The 21,204-nt window shown below is 59.1% G+C and carries 13 protein-coding genes and 4 pseudogenes; 11 read left to right on the top strand and 6 right to left on the bottom strand.

Annotated elements, in window-relative coordinates; translation table 11 throughout:
• Window positions 1–525: 525 nt before the first annotated feature.
• Window positions 526–2,034, bottom strand: a complete 1,509-nt coding sequence (locus CIT25_RS29815; protein WP_245330041.1) for an aldehyde dehydrogenase family protein — start codon at window positions 2,032–2,034, stop codon at window positions 526–528.
• A gap of 97 nt (window positions 2,035–2,131) precedes the next feature.
• Here CIT25_RS29815 and CIT25_RS29810 point away from each other — a divergent pair, with 97 nt between their 5' ends.
• The 4 genes from CIT25_RS29810 to CIT25_RS38215 all read left to right on the top strand — a co-directional run bounded on the left by CIT25_RS29810 (window position 2,132) and on the right by CIT25_RS38215 (window position 5,799).
• Window positions 2,132–3,070, top strand: coding sequence for a LysR family transcriptional regulator (locus CIT25_RS29810; RefSeq protein WP_095488733.1), 939 nt, complete (start codon window positions 2,132–2,134; stop codon window positions 3,068–3,070).
• 183 nt (window positions 3,071–3,253) lie between these two features.
• Window positions 3,254–4,411: a dipeptidase gene (locus CIT25_RS29805; RefSeq protein WP_158302681.1), complete on the top strand. Its 1,158-nt coding sequence runs from the start codon at window positions 3,254–3,256 to the stop codon at window positions 4,409–4,411.
• Window positions 4,412–4,561: 150 nt separating this feature from the next.
• Complete coding sequence (locus CIT25_RS38220) at window positions 4,562–4,924, top strand: NAD(P)/FAD-dependent oxidoreductase (RefSeq protein WP_095488731.1); 363 nt, start codon at window positions 4,562–4,564, stop codon at window positions 4,922–4,924.
• Between the two features lie 140 nt (window positions 4,925–5,064).
• Window positions 5,065–5,799, top strand: a complete 735-nt coding sequence (locus CIT25_RS38215) for an NAD(P)/FAD-dependent oxidoreductase (protein ID WP_095488730.1) — start codon at window positions 5,065–5,067, stop codon at window positions 5,797–5,799.
• A gap of 281 nt (window positions 5,800–6,080) precedes the next feature.
• On the opposite strand, the pseudogene CIT25_RS29790 reads toward CIT25_RS38215, so the two are convergent.
• The 4 genes and pseudogenes from CIT25_RS29790 to CIT25_RS29775 all read right to left on the bottom strand — a co-directional run.
• Window positions 6,081–7,616, bottom strand: a pseudogene (locus tag CIT25_RS29790) (ABC transporter ATP-binding protein); the annotation flags it as partial.
• 119 nt (window positions 7,617–7,735) lie between these two features.
• Window positions 7,736–8,559: pseudogene (locus tag CIT25_RS38335) on the bottom strand (ABC transporter permease).
• A gap of 11 nt (window positions 8,560–8,570) precedes the next feature.
• Window positions 8,571–9,529, bottom strand: a pseudogene (locus CIT25_RS29780) (ABC transporter permease).
• 16 nt (window positions 9,530–9,545) lie between these two features.
• A complete protein-coding gene (locus CIT25_RS29775) occupies window positions 9,546–11,129 on the bottom strand; it encodes an ABC transporter substrate-binding protein (protein ID WP_095488728.1) in 1,584 nt (527 codons plus the stop codon).
• A 961-nt stretch (window positions 11,130–12,090) separates the two neighbouring features.
• Here CIT25_RS29775 and CIT25_RS29770 point away from each other — a divergent pair.
• The 7 genes and pseudogenes from CIT25_RS29770 to CIT25_RS38595 all read left to right on the top strand — a co-directional run bounded on the left by CIT25_RS29770 (window position 12,091) and on the right by CIT25_RS38595 (window position 18,613).
• Window positions 12,091–13,281: an acyl-CoA dehydrogenase family protein gene (locus tag CIT25_RS29770; RefSeq protein ID WP_095488727.1), complete on the top strand. Its 1,191-nt coding sequence runs from the start codon at window positions 12,091–12,093 to the stop codon at window positions 13,279–13,281.
• Between the two features lie 16 nt (window positions 13,282–13,297).
• Window positions 13,298–14,868, top strand: a pseudogene (locus CIT25_RS29765) (class I adenylate-forming enzyme family protein).
• A gap of 230 nt (window positions 14,869–15,098) precedes the next feature.
• Window positions 15,099–16,285 (top strand): IS3 family transposase gene (locus tag CIT25_RS29755; RefSeq protein WP_095488772.1). Its coding sequence is split into 2 segments (ribosomal slippage): window positions 15,099–15,351 and window positions 15,351–16,285, totalling 1,188 coding nucleotides; the frame shifts between segments, so codons are not numbered across the junction.
• Complete coding sequence (locus CIT25_RS38600) at window positions 16,282–16,815, top strand: MmgE/PrpD family protein (protein ID WP_206073014.1); 534 nt, start codon at window positions 16,282–16,284, stop codon at window positions 16,813–16,815. Before CIT25_RS29755 ends, CIT25_RS38600 begins: the two co-directional genes overlap by 4 nt.
• Window positions 16,816–16,910: 95 nt before the next feature.
• Complete coding sequence (locus CIT25_RS37240) at window positions 16,911–17,534, top strand: MmgE/PrpD family protein (RefSeq protein ID WP_280953399.1); 624 nt, start codon at window positions 16,911–16,913, stop codon at window positions 17,532–17,534.
• Between the two features lie 109 nt (window positions 17,535–17,643).
• Window positions 17,644–18,234, top strand: coding sequence for an AraC family transcriptional regulator (locus CIT25_RS29745; RefSeq protein ID WP_158302679.1), 591 nt, complete (start codon window positions 17,644–17,646; stop codon window positions 18,232–18,234).
• Between the two features lie 184 nt (window positions 18,235–18,418).
• A complete protein-coding gene (locus tag CIT25_RS38595) occupies window positions 18,419–18,613 on the top strand; it encodes a helix-turn-helix domain-containing protein (protein ID WP_095488724.1) in 195 nt (64 codons plus the stop codon).
• A 427-nt stretch (window positions 18,614–19,040) separates the two neighbouring features.
• Here CIT25_RS38595 and CIT25_RS29735 read toward each other — a convergent pair whose 3' ends face one another.
• Window positions 19,041–21,200, bottom strand: coding sequence for a type IV secretory system conjugative DNA transfer family protein (locus CIT25_RS29735; protein ID WP_095488723.1), 2,160 nt, complete (start codon window positions 21,198–21,200; stop codon window positions 19,041–19,043).
• Window positions 21,201–21,204: the final 4 nt, after the last annotated feature.

The following is a 21,204-nucleotide window of genomic DNA, read 5'->3' as shown; positions in this document are numbered from 1 at the left end:
AGGCTCAAGCTCTCCTGCATGATAGAACGCCAGCAGCGAAGCGGCGAACATAGATAGAAGCAGATCGTGAATGCTGTCCGGATGCCGGAAGCTGCGAACTATGAGCTGCCGATCACTCTAGAGACTACGCCAGAACCCTCCGTCAAAATTCGAAGCGTGACCGCGAGCGTGCGAAGCGGATCCAGTTGGCCGGCGGGGCCAAGCCATGCCTCTGTGACCGCGCTGTCGCATTCGCCCGTTAAAAGGGTGAAATACGAACGCGCGAGCTGACTGAAATCGGAATACCCCGCTGCTATGTGGCCCGCATGTGCGAGGAGGGGGCTGCTTATCAAGATCGGCTATGGAATCTATCGCGCCATAGACCGCGAGGCGATATGATCAGATTTGCCCAACCGGCGGTTCGCCTGCGATGTTAATGCCGTTGTCACCCTGAAAAGGGCGTAGCGCACCTTTTCCTTGGATGGTCCTTGACCGGCAAGGCTATGAACACCCAAACCGACCCCGAGGAAAATTCCTGGCTGCGATTTAACGAGCTATTGAGATTGCCACATTCTTGGTGCGGACGTAGGAGTCGATGGCCTCCTGCCCTTTCTCCCGCCCATGCCCAGACATTTTATTTCCCCCAAAAGGGGTCTCGATACCGCCAGCGAACCACTCGTTGACGAAGACCTGCCCTGCATTCAGGCGGGGTGGCGCCTTGAGAGCGATATCGAGCCGCTGTGTGAAGACGCCGGCTACGAGGCCGAACCGCGTGCCGTTCGCGATGTCAAAAGCCTCGTCGTCGTTCTCGAACTTGATAATGGACAGAACTGGACCGAAGACCTCTTCCTGGGCTATTTCCATGTTCGGGGCGACATCTGCAAAGACGGTTGGCTGCATGAACCACCCTCCCTTGTCCTGCAGGCGTTGCCCTCCAGTGATCAGCCTTGCTCCTGCGCTCTTGGCACGGTCGCATACGGCCTCGATCTTCATCAGCTGATGTTCAGATACCACAGGGCCCATATCTGCGCCTACCAAGCCGTCTCCAACCTTCAAAGTCCCGGCCATTGCCGACACCTTCTCGACGACCACGTCATAGATGGAGGCGTGGACGACCAGACGGGACAACGCTGAACAGACTTGGCCAGCGTTGTAGAAGGTGCCCGACTTCACACTCTCGACCACTTGGTCGAGATTAGCGTCGGCGAAAACGATGCCCGCGGACTTGCCTCCGAGTTCCATGACGCACGGCACCGATCGCTCAGAGGCCGCTTTCATAATTGACACGCCCGTCTGTACGGAGCCCGTGAATACAATCTGATCAATATCGGGGTGGCTGACCAGAGCCGCGCCTGTTGTCTTCCCAAGCCCGCATAGGAGATTCACGGCACCTTTGGGCACTCCTGCCCGTTCGATGGCCTCGAAGAGGACAATCATCGCCAACGGAGTCAGCTCTGGCGACTTGACGATGACGGCGTTCCCGGCGGCCAACGCTGGTGCCAGCGAGCGGGCGCAGATGGAAGGCGCGAAGTTCCATGGAACGATCTGGACTGAGATCCCGTAGGGCTCCCGAATCGTATAATCCAAGTAAGCGTCCCCCAACGGGATCGCACTGCCTTCGATCTTGTCGGCCATCCCCGCATAGTACTCGAAATATCTTGCGGCCTCTTCGAACTCGGCTCTTGCAGCCTCGAGGGGCTTTCCGCTCTCCAAGCAACCTATGTAGGCACCGTCCGCAACCCGCTTCCGGATCTCCGACGCAATCCGCATCATCATTTCCGCACGGGTCGCTGGCCGGCTCCTCGTAAGAGCACCGGTTGCGACGCAGGCTCTCGCCGCAGCGACCGCTCTGGAGACTGCGTCTTCGCTCGCTGCCGCGACTGAAGCGATGACCTGCCCTGTAGCCGGGTTCTCGATGTCAATGAGATCGGTCGACGGCAACCACTCGCCGCTGACGAAGTTCATCCAGCTTTTGTTGCGCACTTCGAGGAGATTCATCGTATCGCCTATATCACCAGTCTCGCCAGAGATGGGGACAGGGTTGGTGGTTGGCATGCTTTGGGGTCGCCTTCGCGCACAGTTTCGTGCGGCACGTTGCGCGCATTAGACGGAGGCACCATGCGATGATAAACGATACCTGTCAAACAGCTATTTGGTATGGGGTGATGCCTTGATAAGATCACCGCGGATCAATCTGCAGCAGCTCCGCGCATTGCTGGCGGTATACGATGAAGGAGGGTTCCGGCGCGCTGCGGAGCGCTTGAACACTTCGCTGTCGGCCATCAGCCGTACAATCCAGACACTGGAGGCCGAGTTGGGCGTTCCGGTATTCGAGCGCAGTGCACGAGGTGTGAAGCCGAGTTCGGTCGGACAAAATCTCCTTCAATACGCCCGGACGATTGTCGGTGGCCTGGATGAAATCTCGATCAAGGCGCTATCCGCGATTCGTGGTGAAGTGGGGCAGTTGAAGATCGGCTACAACGAAATCTCGATCCGAACGTTTTTGCCGAAGATGCTGGCCAAGTTCTACAGGCAGTATCCGAATGTGGATATGCGCCTAATCAGCCAGGCGACATCGGAAATGATCCCCGAGAACACCGCGGGGACGATCAGCCGCGGCGAGGTCGACATCGGGTTCGTGGTCGGACCTGTTATAGACGATGAGTTGGACGCCATACACCTTTTCGAAGACCAAGTAGCTGTCGCAGTCGCTAAAACCCATAGATTGGCGCAGCGGGAATCGATCTCCGCCTCTGAACTGAAAGACGAACACATTTTGCTGTGGTCGACAGAGCCTTGGCAGATTTACACCCGACGTATCAACAACATCTGCCGCCAAGCTGGTTTCCTCCCGCGGCCCTCCATCATGATGCAGGACAACGAAAGCGCGTTCGCTCTCGTAGAAGAGAACGTCGGGGTCGTCCTGATCGCAAGCTCGGTGGCTGCCACCTACTCAAACCGCGTCGCCACGGTAGCCATTCTGGAAAACCCAGAGCCGTTTCACCTTTACGCGGCTTGGCGAAAGGACAACACGGCACCCGTCTTACGGAATTTCATCGGCATCGTCTCGGGAAGCGATGCTGGAGGTTGATCGCGGTTTGGCCCGCTGCCTAGCATTCCTCAAAACGCCTAGCAATTGGTCAGCGTCCCGAGTCTCGGAACCAGGGTTGTTGCGGTCGGTATGGCTCGGGCCCCCGGGGTCGCAAATGCATGGACTGCACGACGATTCCGGCATTCCCAAAACAGGCACCACTCGCTGGATCGTCTGGATCGAGTGGCCGTCGTTCTGCAGAGACAAAAGAAACTCCAAACTCCTGCCCAGCGAGTCGCCGATCTCACTTTCTCATCGCGCCATATCAATTTGCTGTTGGACAGGCATCGCCGGCTCCGCGAATGGTACTGGCATCCAACTTGCAAAGGCTTGATTGCTATGGACGTGACCCAGTTCAATGTGAACGAACTATTCCAGAAGAGCATCGTTTGGGATGCCCATTGCGGAATGGACCCTCAGGTTCCGATCGACGTCAACTCCCTGGAGCGGATTCGGAAGGCCGGGTTCACGTTCGTCAGCACCAACGTCGGTTACGACGTCTTGCCTTGGCATGATACTTTCCCGGTCATCGCTGGATATCGCAAATTCCTGAGCCAGAACACAGACAAGTACATTCTCGTTTCGAGCGTAGCGGATGTGCTCGCAGCCAAGCGGGAAGGTAAGCTCGCTGTATCCATGGACATCGAGGGTGTCTCGGCACTCGACGGTAAGATCGAACTCGTTGAAACCTACCATCGTCTGGGCGTTCGTCAGATCTCATTCGTCTACAACAAGGACAATGCCGGAGGTAGCGGTTGCCACGGCTCTGACACCGGGATTACCCAGTTCGGCCGAGAGGTTGTCAGGGAGATGAACCGCGTCGGTATGCTCGTGGACGGGACTCACTGCAGCCCGAAAATGTCGATTGACATGGCGGAGACCTCGTCGAAACCCATCGTCATCAGCCATTCGAACAGCCGCGTCCTGCACGACCACCCACGCAACATCTGGAACGAGCAGGCTATCGCCTGTGCGCACACCGGAGGCGTCATCGGCGTCACCGGAATTCGCCTTTTCTTAGCGAAGCCGGGTGACGCGACATCCAATCTCGATCTCTTAGTCCGCAACATTGACCATTACTGCGAATTGGTTGGCCCGCAGCACGTGGGCATTGGCACCGATTTTGCGGAGATCACGAACGCGCTTGCTACTCGGTTCGAGAACGCTACAGATTACTGGCCGTTTGAACACTACCAAGGCGCAGCCAGCCTCGAATTCGTGGACATCGAGGTGTTCCCCCAACTGACTGCCGCCCTGTCGGCCAAGGGCTATAGCAACATGGACATCAGCGGAATTCTTGGCGGCAACTTCATGCGAGTAGCAGCCGCGAACTGGGAGTAGGCATTGGCAGCCGGCGGCAGTCGAAAGAGGCGCGCTGCCCGATTCTGACAAGCCTAGCGCAGGTAGACGATGCTACTGAGGACCACGCTTTCATGGCGAAGACCGCCACTCCCAAGGCTTACGACGTCGGCATAATCGGGGCAGGCATCGCTGGGTGTTCGACCGCCTATTAACCTGGCCCGCCAAGGCGTGCGCGTTGCGGTTTTCGATCGCGGTCCGGTCGCGGGAGAACAGTCAAGCCGCGCGTGGGGTTTCATCCGAAAGCAAGGCCGCCACCCGGCTGAAATCCCGTTGGCAGCTGAGGCTTCTGTCCTTTGGGACGAGATCACCGATGAGTTCGGCTTCGAATCCACCCACCGCGTGAAGTCAGGTATCCTCATGCCTGCTGAAACGCCCGAAGACGAACAGGTCGTGGAAACGAGTTATCTCGATGCGCAGACGCACGGGCTGACTTCGGAAATACTGAATGCGAAAGCGCTCAAGGAAAAGCTGCCCCAACTCGCTGGAAGCTGACGGTGCGCGCTCTTCACGCGAGATGACGGACACGGCGATCCCAAGTTGTCGACGCACACGTTAGCCCGCGCGGCGAAGGTGGCTGGTGCCGAGTTCTTCAACGACGAGGTCGTCATTGACTTACGAGAACCAGCGGTCGCGTGACAGGCATCCGCACGCTGCGGACCACTTATCAATGCGCCAAGATAGTCGTCGCCAGTGGTATCGGGTCGAGGAGGCTCCTCGCGAAACTCAGCTACAACCTGCCCGTACAGAACATCCGATCATCGGTGGGCCTGACGACGGCCACCACTCCGTTCACTCAAATTGCCATGTGGACGCCGACTACGGCTTACCGACCCAGGCCAGATGGGTCCTTCATCATCGGAAACGGTTATCGGAATGCCGGAACTGACTACGACCTGACGCTCCAGGCCTTCACAAACCTTCGGTATTTCCTGCCCGCTCTAAAGCAGAACCAAGGCTTGCTACGTATCGGGTTCGGACGTGACACTATCAGAAGCTTGACGGATCTGCTGCCGGGAAAAGGCAAGCACAGTCCGCTCTCGGAGCCTGCCACGAATATCGCGAAGGTGAAACAGAACCTAGCCGAATTTCGTGTCCTGTTCCCCCACATCAGCGACCTGACTTTGGCGGACAGCTGGGCCGGACGGATCGACACCACACCGGACCTCATTCCGATCATCGACCGTCTTCACGGCCACGACAACGTATACGCGTTGTGCGGCTTTAGCGGTCACGGCTTCGCCCTGGGTCCTGTCGTAGGTAAACAGATGAGCAAGTGGATCGTGGACGGCGCGCCGTCTCTCGATTTGAGCAAGTTCAAGTCCTCCAGGTTCGCTGACGGTGACTACGAAATTATCAAGGCTGCGTAGTAACCTGACGACAGTCCGTTCCGCACCGCCGCGCAGATCCCAGCTCATCGTCCTCGCTGACCGTCCGGCAGCTGGCGCGTCCAAGCCGAAGAGCAGGGGGTGTTTGGTCAGTTAGTACTAGTCCGGGGGCCGACTGGAACGCCCAAATTCCCTGACATGACTGCCTTTCGGCCTCACGAGGCTCTACCATTTCCGGTGTAGACAGCCTGTCAGACCGACAGCCATCGCCCGGGGCCGGAGCCATTTGTCTCTGGCAGTTCAACGGGCTGGAAGAGTCGTTCTCAATTTCCACCGCTCGCCATGCGCCGGCCCGAGATCGCCTTCTCCAGCCAGCCGATCTCCATTTCCGGAACAGAGGACAACAGAAGGTCGGTATAGGCATCGAAGGGCGGCGTCAGCACCTTGCTATTGGAGCCATAGCGCACCACCTCGCCGCGATACATGATCGCGATCGAGTCTGCGATCGACTTCACCGTCGCAAGGTCGTGCGTGATGAAGAGATAGGCCACCTTCTCGATCTGCTGCAAATTGAGGAGCAGCTTGAGGATGCCGTGGGCCACCAGCGGGTCGAGCGCCGAAGTCACCTCGTCGCAGATGATCAGCTTCGGCTTGGCGGCAAGCGAGCGGGCGATGCAGACGCGCTGCTTCTGGCCACCGGAAAGCTCGGCCGGGTAGCGGTCGACGAAACCCTTGCCCATCTCGATCTCGTCGAGCAATTCGGCGACGCGCTTGTCGCGCTCGCGGCCGCGCAAACCAAAATAGAATTCGAGCGGCCGGCCGATGATGGTGCCGACGGTCTGGCGCGGGTTCATCGCCACGTCGGCCATCTGGTAGATCATCTGCAACTGGCGCAGATCCTCCTTGGGCCGATCGGCAAGCCGGTTGGCGAGCGGCCGTCCGTCGAAGGTGACGGTGCCTTGTTCCGGCGGCAAGAGGCCCGTGATGGCGCGCGCCAGCGTCGATTTGCCGGAGCCGGACTCGCCGACCACCGCCAGCGTCTGGCCCGGGAAAATGTCGACCGAGACGTTTTTCAGCACCTTGATGTGGCTGCGGCCATAGGCGGCGGTGATGTTCTTGACCGACAGGAACGGGCTCGTGCCGGGCTTCTGCTCTTGGTGTTCGATCTCATGCACCGAAACCAGCGCGTTGGTGTACTCCTGGCGCGGCTCTTTGATGATCTGGCGCGTGCCGCCCCATTCGACCAGCCGGACGTGGCGCAGCACCATGATCTCGTCGGATACCTGTGCCACGACGGCTAGGTCGTGGGTTATGTATAAAGCCGCCACATGCCTGTCGCGGATGACATCCTTGATCGCCGCCAGCACATCGATCTGCGTCGTTACGTCGAGCGCCGTGGTCGGCTCGTCGAAGACGATCAGGTCCGGTTCCGAGCACAGCGCCATCGCCGTCATCACGCGCTGCAGCTGGCCGCCGGAAACCTGGTGCGGGTAGCGCTCGCCGATCATCTCGGGATTGGCCAGGCTGAGCTTCCTGAAGAGTGCCACGGCGCGCTTTTCGGCCTCGGCCCGGGTGGCGGTGCCATGCAGGAGCGCGGCCTCGACCACCTGGTCCATCAGCCGGTGCGCCGGATTGAAGGCCGCCGCCGCCGACTGCGCGACATAGCACACCTCGCGTCCGCGCAACGCCCGCACGCCCTTTGGGCCTGCTTTCAGGATGTCGCGGCCGTTGAGGATCACCTCGCCGCCGGTGATGCGCACGCCGCCGCGGCCATAGGCCGTGGACGACAGGCCGATCGTCGATTTGCCGGCGCCGGATTCGCCGATCAGGCCGAGCACCTTGCCCTTCTCAAGCGTCAGCGAAACGTCGTGGACCAGCGTGATGGTCTTCGGCGCCTCGCCCGGCGGATAGACCGTCGCTTCGATGCGCAGGTTGCGGATGTCGAGGAGAGGCGTGGACTTCGCCTTGCCGTCAGCCATCAGCCGCGTCCTCCCTTCAGGCTGGTCGTGCGGTTGAGCACCCAGTCGGCGACGAGATTGACAGAGATCGCCAGGCGCCGCGATCGCCGCAGCTGGGATGAGCGCCGCCGGAATGCCGAAGACGATGCCGTCCTTGTTCTTCTTCACCATGCCGCCCCAATCGGCATCGGGCGGCTGTACGCCGAGGCCGAGGAAGGAAAGCGTCGACAGGAACAGCACCGCATAGATGAAACGCAGACCGAGCTCGGATACCAGCGGCGACAGCGCATTGGGCAGGATTTCGCGGAAGATGATCCAGCCGCTGCCTTCGCCGCGCAGTTTCGCGGCCTCGACATAATCCATGACGTTGATGTCGACCGCGACCGCCCGTGACAGGCGGTAGACGCGGGTCGAGTCGAGGATGCCCATGACCAGGATCAGCGTCACCAGGTTGGAGGGGCACCGACAGCACCACCAGACCCATGATCAGCGTCGGGATCGACATCAAGAGGTCGACGGGGCGCGACAGGATCGTATCGAACCAGCCGCCAAATACCGCCGCCGAGAAGCCCAGGATGGTGCCGAGCGAGAAGGACAGCGCGGTGGCGAGCACGGCGATGAACAGCGTGATGCGGGCGCCATAGATCATGCGGGACAACAGATCGCGGCCGAGATTGTCGGTGCCCAGCCAATAGGCCGACGACATCGGCTCCCACACATCGCCGACGATCTCGGCATTGCCGTGCGGCGCGATCAAAGGCGCAAACACGGCCAGCAGCACAAACATGGTCGTCAGCACCAGGCCGATCAGCGCCGCGATGGGGATGCGTCTGGTATTGAGCATATCGGCCGCCACTATTTAGGACGTCTGAGCCGCGGATTGGCGACGATCGCCGCGATGTCCGCGATGATATTGAGGCTGATATAGACGGCCGCGAAGATCAGGCCGACCGCCTGCACCGCGGGCACGTCTCGCTTGGTGACATGGTCGACGAGAAATTGCCCCATGCCCGGATAGACGAAGATCACCTCGACTACGACGACGCCGACGACGAGGTAGGCAAGGTTCAGCATGACGACGTTGATGATCGGCGCGATCGCATTCGGGAACGCGTGCTTGCGGAGGACCGCGAAGGCCGAGAGCCCCTTGAGCTCCGCCGTCTCGACATAGGCCGACTGCATGGCGTTGAGGATCGCCGCGCGCGTCATGCGCAGCATGTGGGCGAGCACCACCAGTGTCAGTGCCGCCGCCGGCAGCGCGATCCCTGCAAGCGCTCGCCGAAAAACATTCCGTCATAGACGGTCGAGATCGCGGGGAACCACTGGTGCTGGACCGCGAAGTAGAAGACGAGCAGATAGCCGATGAAGAATTCCGGGAACGAGGTCGAGGCGAGCGCCACCCCGGAGATCAGCTTGTCGACCCAACCATTGCGATAGCGCACCGCGATCAGTCCAAGCGTGATCGCCAGCGAAACGGCAACGATAGCCGCCCAGAAGGCCAGGAATAGCGTGTTCCACAGCCGTTCCCTGATCGATGTCGCTATGTCCTGCCCGCTCGACATGGCGGTGCCGAGGTCGCCGGTGAGCACACCGCCCAGCTAATGGAAGTAGCGGATATAGGCGGGCTGGTTGAGCCCGAGCTGCTCGCGCAGGTTGGCCAGCGACTCCGGCGTGGCCGACTGTCCGAGAATGGCTTGCGCAACGTCGCCGGGCAGGATCTGCGTACCGGCGAAAATCAGGACCGAGATGGCAAGCACCAACAAGATGCCCAGCGCAACGCGCTGGGCGATCAGCACCGAGATTGAAGGAGACATAAGTACCCAGCGTGGCTCAGGTCTTCAGCCAGCACTTAGAAAGCGCGTAGCCCCCCATCATCTCTTGGTTGCCGTCTTCGTACCACCCGCCGACCTGCGGTCCTGTGGCGTCGATGAAGTCGTTGAACATCGGGACGATTGCCCCGCCTTCGTTGCGGACAATTTGGCCCATATCGGCATAGAGCTTCTTGCGCTTGTCGGCATCAAGCTCCGCGCGTGCCTCGAGAAGCATCTTGTCAAACTTCTCATTGAAGAAGCGGGTATCATTCCATTGTGCCTTGGAATAGTACGCAGTGGAATACATCTGGTCCTGCGTTGGACGGCCCCCCCAGTACGACGCAGAAAAGGGCTGCTTGTTCCATACTTCAGACCAGTAGCCATCACCTGGTTCGCGCTTGATCTCGATCTTGATGCCGGCCTTAGCGGCGCTCTGCTGGTAGAGTTGAGCGGCGTCGACGGCACCTGGGAAGGCGACATCCGACGTCCGAAGGAGCACCGATCCCGAATGTCCGGATTTCTTGTAATGGAACTTAGCCTTGTCCGGATCGAAGGTGCGTTGCTCCATCTCGGTGAAGAGAGGATAGGACTTGTTGATCGGCGTGTCGTTGCCGACGGAGCCATAGCCCTTCAGGATCTTCTGTACGAGCTCTTCCCGGTCGACCGCGAGTTTCAGCGCGAGCCGCAAGTCGTTGTTGTCGAAAGGGGCCGTGTTGCAGTGGGCAAGGAACAAGTAATGGCCATGGCCACTCACGTTGCGGATCATAATCCCCGGGAGGCGCTTGACAAGTTCGACCACCTTAGGCTCGACACGATTAATCATGTGAACCTGGCCGCCCTGCAAGGCCGACATACGGGCGGTGGTATCGTTGATGACGATGATCTCGATCTGGTCCGCGAAGCCGCGGTCATCGCGCCAGTAGTTGGCGAATTTCTCGCCTCCGAGCCGGACGCCGCTTTGATTGACCGTAACCTTGTAAGGACCGGTACCAATACCTTCCGTAGGATTGTCCTTGCCTCCGTTAGGCTGAATCATAAGGTGGTAATCATCCATAAGGAACGGAAGGTCAGCATTTGGCTCCTTGAGCGTGAAGACCACGTTCTGGCCATCGACTGCAATCTTCTCGATACCCTGCATAATGCCAAGTGCGCCAGACTTGGAACTGGCGTCCGAATGGCGCTCCATGGTGGCGACGACGTCCGCCGGCGTCATTTCCTTACCGTTGTGAAACTGCACGCCTTTGCGGATTTTGAAGGTCCAGATCTTCGCATCCTTAGACGCGCCCCACTCTTCGGCGAGCGCGGGCTGAAGTTCGCGCTTGGCGTCGATCTGCACGAGCTGTTCGCCCCACTGACGGCCAAAGAAATAGGATACTTGGCTTTCGAAGATCGCGGGATCAAGGCTGTCGGTGGCTGCGCCACCCTGCATACCAGCCTTGAGCACCCCGCCTTTGACAGGGCTTTCTGCGTGCGCCGAAGGCGCCACCAAGCCGTTTGCCAAGGCGACGCCGGCGCCAAGCATGGCGGCGCGTCCTAGAAAATCACGGCGGGACATTTCGCCTTTCGCGACAATCCCACTTAAAAAATGCGTTCTATCGGTCATTGCAGTTCCCCTTAGCGCATGCCTTCGTGGCTATTTGATCCATTCTGGAGAACCTAATGATGCCTGTCCAACAACGAATTGATATAGAGCGATGACAAAACGATATCGCGCAGCCCGTGCGAACCCGAACCTGAGCCAGGACGGAGAACAGCCCGGCCAGGAACAACACGGCCACGAGCGGCATGATGGCGGCTGCCTCAAATAGGCTACTATACCTTGCAACTTGGCACCCGCAGATCTTTAAGAGGCTTTGATCAGAAAGAACTCGCTGTCGAACTCGGCCTTAACCCGCGGGCCGGCACGCTCAACCAAGTCCTGCTATTTCTGCCTTAAGCGACCCGATCGTTCTACCAACGAATTAGGTCATTTGGGCGATCGGCAACCCCCCGCCGGGCTCGTCTCCTGCGGTCAAAGGGAAGAGCCGAATGCACGCCTCAATCTGATCGATCTCACTACGGCATCACCTCATACCAAATGATTGTTGGACACGCATCGACTTAATGCCCATGCATCATGGGTCGACTGCGCTAATCACTAGCAAGGTAGGTCTAATGCGGCATCTGGCCTGATGAAGCGGCAGGCATAGAACCGACGTGCACGCCCGCTCATTGTAGAGTAGCCTAGTTGACCGTTTCGACCGCCGTCAGTGGCGAGACGAATCCTTGCGGCGGCGCCAGGTACTTTGATTTCGATCGGGCTAACGATGATCCGCAAATTGGCAAGCTTACTTGAAACCCACCTTTCGGAGAACCTTTGCAACGACCTAGTGGTGCTAGTCGTTACATTGCCGTTGGTTGGCTTGATTCTTGCGGTTCTGGCGCAAGGACCAAGAAAGATGGATGCCTCCGAGACGCAATTCGGACCGGGTCGTACTTCATTAGTAATGCCGCCGCGCTGACGGCTAGCCATTTGGCGCTTCCGGGCTGCATTAATGTTCTATGCTTTTTGAGATAGTCAGAGAATGCGTGATTTCTTTCTAACGCATGAGGATCGTGCATTTCGTGCAGAAGTTCGCACCTTCATGTCACGCGAGCTTGCTCCGAAAGTCAATTTGATTGAGCGCGATCAGGATTTCAGTGCGCAATTGGCGCTGGTTCGCGTATTAGGACAGGCTGGTTACCTTAAGCTAATGTTTCCTGATCTCTATCGTGGAGCGTTGCCGAAACCGGGGCTTACCCATGCAGTAATTGTTTCTGAGGAAGCGGCCTACCTTAACTATGCCTTCGAGACCACGATTGCCACCGCGTTGTCCTGCGCGTACCCCATCCACCGATTTGCCCGAGAGTCCCTGCGCGAGCGCTACCTATTGCCAATTCTCGAGGGTCGATCCTTGGGATCAGTTTGCATGACCGAGCCCAGTGTTGGCTCGGATAGTGCGGGCATGGAGACCAGGATTCGCTTCGATGAAGAAGCTGGTGAATGGGTAGTATCCGGCGTTAAACGTTACATTTCGAACGCCTCGAAAGCGAACGTCTACATAGTCTGGGGTGTCACCGATCCCGACCTACCCCCGCAGAAAGGCTTAACGGCGGTTCTGATCCCCGCACACGCCAAGGGTTTGACCTTCCCAAGGCTCTACGACTTCGTGGGACGACGCGGATCAATCGTCGGCGAAGTCGCGATGGATGAGGTGCGCGTGCCCGGGGAGAACTTGTTGGGCGAGGTGAATGGCGGTTTCAATATCATGCTCAGCGCCTTCAATTTCGAACGGGTGATCCTCGGCGGTTCGGGTCTAGGTGTGGCGCGCGCCGCCTTCGACATCGCGTGTCAGCACGCTCAGTCTCGGGTCAGTTTCGGCCAAAAGCTTGGTCAGAAGCAGCTTATCTGGGACATGATCGCGCAGATGAGCTGGAAAATCGACGCGGCCGAACTGCTAACACACCGAGCTGCCAAAATGTACGACTCGGGGATCGGCGGAAAAGATCTTATGCGTGAGGCTAGTCAGGCCAAACTGGTTGCCACTGAAACTGCTGTATTCTGCGCGGATCGCACGGTTCAAATTCTCGGCGGCGATGGCGTCACCCGGCAATACGGCAAAGCCGAACAGTTATACCGTGACGCCCGTACGCTGCCGATCGTCGGTGGTACCTCCGAGATGTGCAAGTATCTCATCGCGTCGCGAGAGATGCCATCTTTACGGCTCAATCTCTAATCCAGGTCGAGGCGCTATGCACATTGCTCGCATCCTTGAAGCTTCTGCCGACCGGTACCCTGATCATACGGCTTTGGTCTATGAGGATCGTCGCTGGACCTATCGAGAGTGGTTAAGTCGAGTGCGGCGCTTCGCCCAAGCGCTGTCTGATCTTGCCGTTCGGCCTGGTGATCGGGTCGCGTTTTACGTTTCCACCTCGGAAAATTCCGTGACTACCTTCTTCGCCTGTCAGTTTCTCGGTGCTGTGGCGGTACCGATGAACTTCCGCCTGTCTCCAGCAGAGGCTTCTTATATTCTAAAGGACTCTGGTGCGCGTGTCTTGGTCTACGGGAGAGCGCTGACTGACAACGCGCTTAGAATCGCAGTACAGGTTCATTCCGTCCACGATTTCATTGGTTGCGCATATGATGCGAGCAACATCCCACAGGGACATCATCATTTCGACGGGTTGATTGAGCATTCGCAAGATCGGGGTGAACCACGCCCGGTTCCGACCGGAGATACTATTTCATCACTGGTCTATACATCAGGTACCACCGGACGGCCGAAAGGTGTGATCCATACTCACGCAAACGACATTGCCATCGCAATGAACTGCGTGATGGAATACTCGCTACGGCATGATGACCGCGCGCTGCACATTGCGCCGCTGTATCACGTGGGTGGAATGCAAGCCTACTTCATCCCGCATCTTCTGGTAGGCGGTACCAATGTCGTGATCGGGCGCTACGAATCTGAACGTACTCTCCGCACCATCGCTGCGGACCGTATTACCACGCTTTTTGCAGTGCCGACACAAATCCAGGAAATGTTATTTCATCCGGATTTCGCCAAGTTCGATCTTTCCTCATTGAGACTTGTTACGACCGGCGGGGCAGCAATTTCGTCAAGTACCATGGAGCGGGTCATGGCTGAATTCTGCCCTGGCATATTCAATGGTTATGGAATGACCGAAGCTTCACTGACGCTGATGCTGCATCCGGAAGATGCGTTACGCAAGCTTGGCTCCTGCGGCAAATCCACGTTGATTTCGGAATGCCGCATAATCACCGACGATCCCAGCCGTGAAGTGCCGCCAGATGAAAAGGTAGCACAGGGGGCCATCGGTCAGTTGATAGTACGCGGACCTCAAGCGATGACCGGTTACTGGAATAAACCATTTGAGACTCAAAAGAAGCTCAAAGCCGGCTGGATTTATAGCGGCGACCTGTTCAGCCAAGACCAGGACGGATTCTACTATTTCCACGGGCGCGCTGACGACCTGATCATATCAGGCGGCGAGAACATCTACCCGCGCGAAGTGGAAGAGATTCTGTATCGCTGTCCTGGAGTACAGGAAGCCTCGGTCGTGGGCTTGAGGGACGAGAAATGGGGCAGATCGTCGTCGCCTTTGTTGTGCGTTCCGAGCCGAACCTCGAGGCGGCGACACTTGACGCGTACGTCCGGGGTAGCCGAGATCTTGCATCTTACAAGCGTCCCAAGCGCTACGAGTTCCTGGATGCCTTGCCGACCAATCCGAGCGGCAAGGTTTTAAAGCGTGAGCTGATCGCGCGCTACGATAGAACTTCGCCCAAACAAGTTGCTTGAGGCTAACCACGATGGCAACTCCCCTACACGATTTTCTCCACGACAGCAGTGCGGACTCGATTCCCGCCGAGGTGCTGGGTCTGGGACGGCGTTGGCTTCTCGACCTCTTGGGGGTAGCGATCGGCGGAACAAGCACTAGTATGTCCCAGATCGCGCGCAATCACGTTGACCTGCCACGGGTAATTTCCTCCGGCTTTGATTAGAGTCCGGCCTGATTGAAGGACGGACAGATGAAGAGAAAGCGCTTTACGGAAGAGCAGATCATCGCGGTTTTGCGCGAGCACGAGGCGGGTGCGAAGGCGGGCGATGTGGCGCGCAAGCACGGGATCTCCGAGGCGACGCTGTATAACTGGAAGGCGAAGTATGGCGGCATGGAGGTCTCCGACGCCAAGCGGCTGAAGGCGCTGGAGGAGGAGAACGCCAGGCTGAAGAAGCTTCTGGCCGACCAGATGCTGGAAGCCTCGGCGTTGCGCGAGCTCCTGTCAAAAAAATGGTAGGGCCCGCCGCCAAGCGCGAAGCCGTCGCGCATCTGCAGACCGTGCTGGGTCTGTCGGAGCGTCGGGCCTGTTCCATTGTCGGCGCCGAGCGCAAGATGATCCGCTACCGGCCGCGGCGGCCGCCGGAGACGGAGTTGCGTGGCCGGCTGCGTGATCTCGCCAACGCACGCTGCCGCTTCGGCTACCGGCGGCTGTTCATCCTGCTGCGGCAGGATGGCGAGCCGGCGGGGATCAACCGCATTTACCGGCTCTACCGCGAGGAAGGGCTGGCGGTGCGCAAACGGCGTGCGCGACGGCGTGCGGTCGGCACCCGGGCGCCGATCCTGGTGGAGGCCCGGGCCAACGCGCGCTGGTCGCTGGATTTTGTCCACGACCAGTTCGCCTGTGGCAGGCGCTTCCGCATTCTCAACGTCGTCGACGATGTGACGCGAGAGTGCCTGGCGGCGATCTCCGACACCTCGATCTCGGGCCGGCGTGTGGCGCGCGAACTGACGGACCTGATCGCCCGCCGCGGCAAGCCCGGCATGCTCGTCTCCGATCACGGCACGGAATTCACCTCGAACGCCATGCTCGCCTGGTCGAAGGACCACCAGGTGGAATGGCACTACATCGCACCGGGAAAGCCGATGCAGAACGGTTTCTGCGAGAGCTTCAACGGGCGTATGCGGGATGAACTCTTGAACGAGACCCTGTTCTTCGGCCTCGACCATGCCCGCACGACGATTGCCGAATGGAGGGACGACTACAACCGATCACGCCCACATTCAGCGCTCGGATATCTCACGCCCGCGGCCTATGCCGCCAATCTCACCGCAACGGACGATCGGCTGCGCAACCCCGACCAGCTCCGCCGATCGCCCGTTGCTCAACCCGCGCCATACGGCGTAAAACCCGCCGAGGCTCTAATTGCGGCTGGATGAAAATCCGGTGGCAGGTCAACGTGATTAGACATTTTGGGCCGGGTCAAAAACCTGCGCGACTTTTGTTTGACGGCCGTAAAGCCAGTCCGGCTGGCGCCGCACTGGCAGGCGGTATGACGATCGACGCACTTGATGCGCACGACGGACACAGGCTTACCAAGGGTCACGTTGGATGCGGGGTTTTACCTGCCCTTATGGCAATGTCTGAGGCCGAGGGGGAACTCGATGATCGTGCCTTTCTCGCTGGCCTGGTGATTGGCTACGAGATTGGAACACGCGCAGGCATTGCGTTGCACCGGACTGCTAGCGATTACCATACGTCCGGCGCGTGGGTAGCTTTGGCTGCGGCGGCGCTTGGCGCCCGGGTGTTGTGCCTGGACAACGTTCGTACGCGAGAGGCGCTGGGTATTGCCGAGTACCATGGACCCAGAAGCCAGATGATGCGCTGCATAGACGCCCCAAACGATGGTAAAGGATGGCTCGGGTTGGGGTTCGGTGGCCGGGGTCTCCGCGGCATACTTGGCGGCTGACGGCTTTACCGGCGCGCCAGCGTTGACCGTCGAAGCACCGGACGTGTCAGACTTGTGGTCGGACTTAGGAAGCAAGTGGCGCACCTCAGAGCAGTATTTCAAGCCCTTTCCTATTTGCCGCTGGGCTCAGCCCGGCAGTCCATGCGGTGCTCACGCTGCGGGCGAGACATGATCTAAACTCCTACATGGTCGCGGCCGTTAATCTGACCACCTTTCACGAATCGAAACGCCTCGCTATTCGATCTCCGGAAACCACCGAGCAAGCACAGTATTCGACCGCTTTTCCAGTTGCTGTTGGCCTTGTCCATGGCACCGTCGAGCCCGAACATGTTTCGACGGCCTCGTTGGCAAATCCGGAAATCCGACGGCTGGCCGAAGGCATGACGATCACTGAGAGCGCCGAGTTTAACAGCGCATTCCCGGCCCGGCGCTTCTCTTCCGTGGAACTGCAATTGAAAGACGAACGAGTGCTCTACTCGGGCCCAACCGAAGCTCCCGGGGACCCGGAGGTGCCGGCGTCGCCGGCGCAGATCCGCGCAAAATTTCATAGATACGCTGACGCGCGACTTGGAGCCCTGCGCGCATCGGCTATCGATCAAGCCGTGGAACGGCTAGGGGATGGTTCGGGCGCAGAGCTGCTATTTGAACTGGCAACCACAGCAGCGATCGAGGGTGTTTCATCTTGCGGGTATGCAGGACCAACGAAACCGTGCAGGTGAACCAAGAAGTCTGATCGGCGGCTTTTGATCATTTTCTCTTTGATCCTTAGCTCTCCAACAAAAATTGATGACTCCGCGCCGAGCGAATTTGGGAGCAGCGGCCACAAACATGAACATTGGTGCCACCGATCGAACTCAATGCATTGAGTTCCTGCTGATGGATTTGTTCTCGATGATGTCGGTCACTTGTGCGATTGAGCCACTGAGGGCAGCCAATCGCCTTCTCGGATACGAGGCGTATGGATGGCGCTTCTCTTCGGAAGATGGGCAGGTGGCCCATGCCTCCAACGGGTTTTCAGTGGTTGCGGACGAGCGCTTTGGCGCCTCTCCCGCGCCCGATTACCTTTTCGTCTGCGCGGGGATGACATTAGTGGCTAAAGACCAGACGCGCTTAAGTGTCATACTCAATCGGCGTGCGCGTGAAGGATGCCAATTGGGCGCGCTGTCCATGGGACCGGTTTTTCTGGCTCGCGCGGGGCTGTTGACCAATGCGCGATGCACCTTGCATTGGGAAGGGCAGCCGGCTTTTCGAGAGGAGTTTCCATTTATCGAGCTGAGCAATGAAATCTACGTCATCGACAATAACAGATATACATGCGCAGGGGGAACGGCCGCGCTCGATATGCTCCTCCACATTATCCCCGAACAACACGGCGCAGTGCTAGCTAGCCCGGTCGATTGCCAACCAGTTCCAGGTTGAGCGCATCAGGACAGGCGCGGTTGAACAGCGACCAGGCAGTTCGGTCGGTCTCGACACACTGCCACCGCAGTTGGCACAGCCTTAGGGATGATGATGCAAAACCTGGAGAAGCCGGTCAGCATTGAATTGATCGCGCGCACTTGTGGGATGAGTATTAGAAATCTCGAGCGCCTTTTCCATCGCTATGCGGACTCTTCGCCCGCCCGATACTACGAAGATACTCCGTCTTGAGCAAGCGAGGGATTTGCTGCTCCACACCAATCTGCCAAACATCGATATAGGCATCGCGACTGGAACTTGCTCAAGTTCCTATTTTTCAGCTTCCTACGCAAAACATTTCGGACATACGCCTTCTCAGGAACGCATTCGAAATCGTTGACGGTCTTAGAAGTATATGCGCTGACTGTCATCTGTCAGCACGCCGGTGGAGTACCGCCGTGATTGACGAGTGACTGGCACTGCTGGCCCCGTGCAACCCTACGCTTGTCTTGGCTGGACTACGCGAACGGCAGGAGATCGCCAACGCAGGTCCGGTCGCGATCGGTAATTCGGGGCCTACGCCGGGCAGATAATATGCGATCACCCACGCGGGGAAGGGAGCATATTGCAAAGTTCAAGAAGTTTCGCGACTGGATTTCGAGTGAAGCGAACGAGACCGATAGTCGGTTGAGAATCTGAATTCCACTGCATGCGTTATCAACCGGAAAGCGCCCTGATTCCCCATCCCGAACGTCAATGACCTCGTTCGCAAGAAGCGGAATGATGCGTTGCCCCCCGCAAGGGATCGACAACGCTCCCCGTAGGGATCACTCGTCCACCACGTCTGGCAATGCTTCCGCGACGACGCTTAAATTGCGATCGAATGTCTCGGAGTCAGTCGACTGCGAACGGAAAGATTTAGCCTCGGCGAGAATGGCCGCGATCACGGCCACTTTTTGCGGCGAGATCCTGGTCGCCGCCGCCAGGGCCGCCAAAGCCGAAAAATCGACGGCAGTTACCGGCGCCCCCGCTGCCGGCGGGATGAGGGTCGCCTCAATGCCGGCCCTTTGCGGCCCGGGCACTCGACGGCGGGCGATTGGCCGTTCGGCACGTCCGACTTTTGCAGCGAAGGTCGCACCGCGCTGCAGCCGCGAGTGTGTGATGCCGGAGCGGTAGCGTGGGCCGACCGGCACGATCGACTGGACGGACGGGGAGGGGAAGGGAGCGGTGGCAGCGACTGGTTTGGCCGGCTGTGCGTTCGGGCTCTCCGGGAGTGCCATGAAAGCCCGCCTGGAGAGCTCTCGATCAGCGAAATAGAAATTGCGAGTCGCAAGGATTGCATTTTCGCCGCGCGGCAGAATGACGACCTTGTTCTTGTTCATGGTGCGAATTTCGTCCGGACGCATCAACGGCCGACGCACTTGCTTGCTGTGAACCGAGCGCGTGTAATAGGTGTCGAAAAGGCTGGCTTGCGTCCTGGTGACGTCCTTCTGGGGTTCGGACGTTTCGCCTATCTGCTCGGAGACGTAGCGCAGATCGTCGGTCTCCTGGGCGCCGAAGAAGATCTGGACTCGGGCAGCGTTGATAAGCGTTTCGCGGCTTTCCTTGCGGTAGATCTCGTCGACCGATTTGAGCGACTGCACGAAAAACCACATCGGCACGCCATGGCCGCCAAGAACGGTCGCCATGTCAGTCACTTTCTCAAGCTTGCCGAGGTTCTGAAATTCGTCGAGCAGGACAAGCACCTGGTGTTCGCCGGGGCGAGGCATGGATTCGGACATGAAGTTCATCATCTGCGTGATGAGCACGTTGAAAAGCGGGCCCAGCGAAGCCATCTGCTCGCGCCGGAAATCGAGATAGAGCGAGACCCGCTCGGTCTTGAGATTGCGGATGTCGAAGGAGCTCCGCGCAGTTGCCCGCATCAGCCGCTCGTTCAGGAAGGGCGCCATGCCGGTGCGCACGCCGGCATAGAGACCGGAAAACTGCTTCTCCGCCATGTCCGCATAGGGCAGAAGCGTCTGCAGCGTAAAATCGGAAACTTCATGCCGGCGGGTGTCGCGCAGGCTTGCCAGGAACTCCAGGATCGGCTCGTCGGCGCCGTTCATGATCTTGAGGATCGTGGCGAAGCTGCGGTTTTCGTCGGCGATCCGCGTGGACTCCATGACGTAAGAGGCAATGCCGGTGAAGAGGAGGCGCGCATCGTTGACCCAGTAAGGATCGGCATTGGCAGGCGGCCGCGGAAAGAGCGCGGCCGCCATGTTGCGCAGGTCGATGTCCCGCTGAGCCGAATCAAGCGAAATGAAGTCCATCGGGTTATAGAAGGCGGTGTTGCCGTCGCGGTCGGCCGGCGCGAAGCGGACGACCTGGCTGAAGGTGGCCCGGTGGCCGGCTGTCGCCTCATATGTCTCGCCGCGCAGATCAAGAACGACCAGCGAATGTGGCCACATCAGCGCGTTGGGGATGATCAGCGCTGCGCCCTTGCCCGACCTTGGCGGTCCGATGACGAAGCCGCCGACGTCATCGCCGTCGATCCAAAGCTTCCTGCCGCCGCGAACTCTCGGGCGCGTCAGGCGCAATTTGCCGGTGCGCCGATCGCGGTGCGGGGCAAAGACGTTGACCAGTCTGCCGCCGGCGCGTCCGATGAAGATGCCCCTCGGCTTCAGCAGGCCGGCTCGGCGAACGTCGGCCATCGACATGAATTTTGCGTCGTTGCGCTTGGGCGGCCGCATCAAGAATGCGACGGCGAGCGGCAGGACGAAGCCGAATAGGGCCGCGGCGCCGGCGTATTGCAGCTTTGCGAAGCTTCCAGCTTTCAGGTCCGTCCAGGCGTAGCTGAAGACTGGCCGCGGGTCCGCATTCAGGCTGTCGAAGAGAAAATGCGATCCGGTCCGGTACCAGTCGGTCGCCGCGTATGCGACCACAAACAGCAACGCGCCCAGCACCATGGCCATCAACGCCAGGAAAATCCTGCCAGCGATCTTTTCCATTGTG

Source organism: Mesorhizobium mediterraneum (assembly GCF_002284565.1).
GTDB classification, from domain to species: Bacteria; Pseudomonadota; Alphaproteobacteria; order Rhizobiales; family Rhizobiaceae; genus Mesorhizobium; species Mesorhizobium mediterraneum.
Note: the sequence above shows the minus strand (reverse complement) of the source record. Positions and strands in the feature narration are given on the sequence as shown.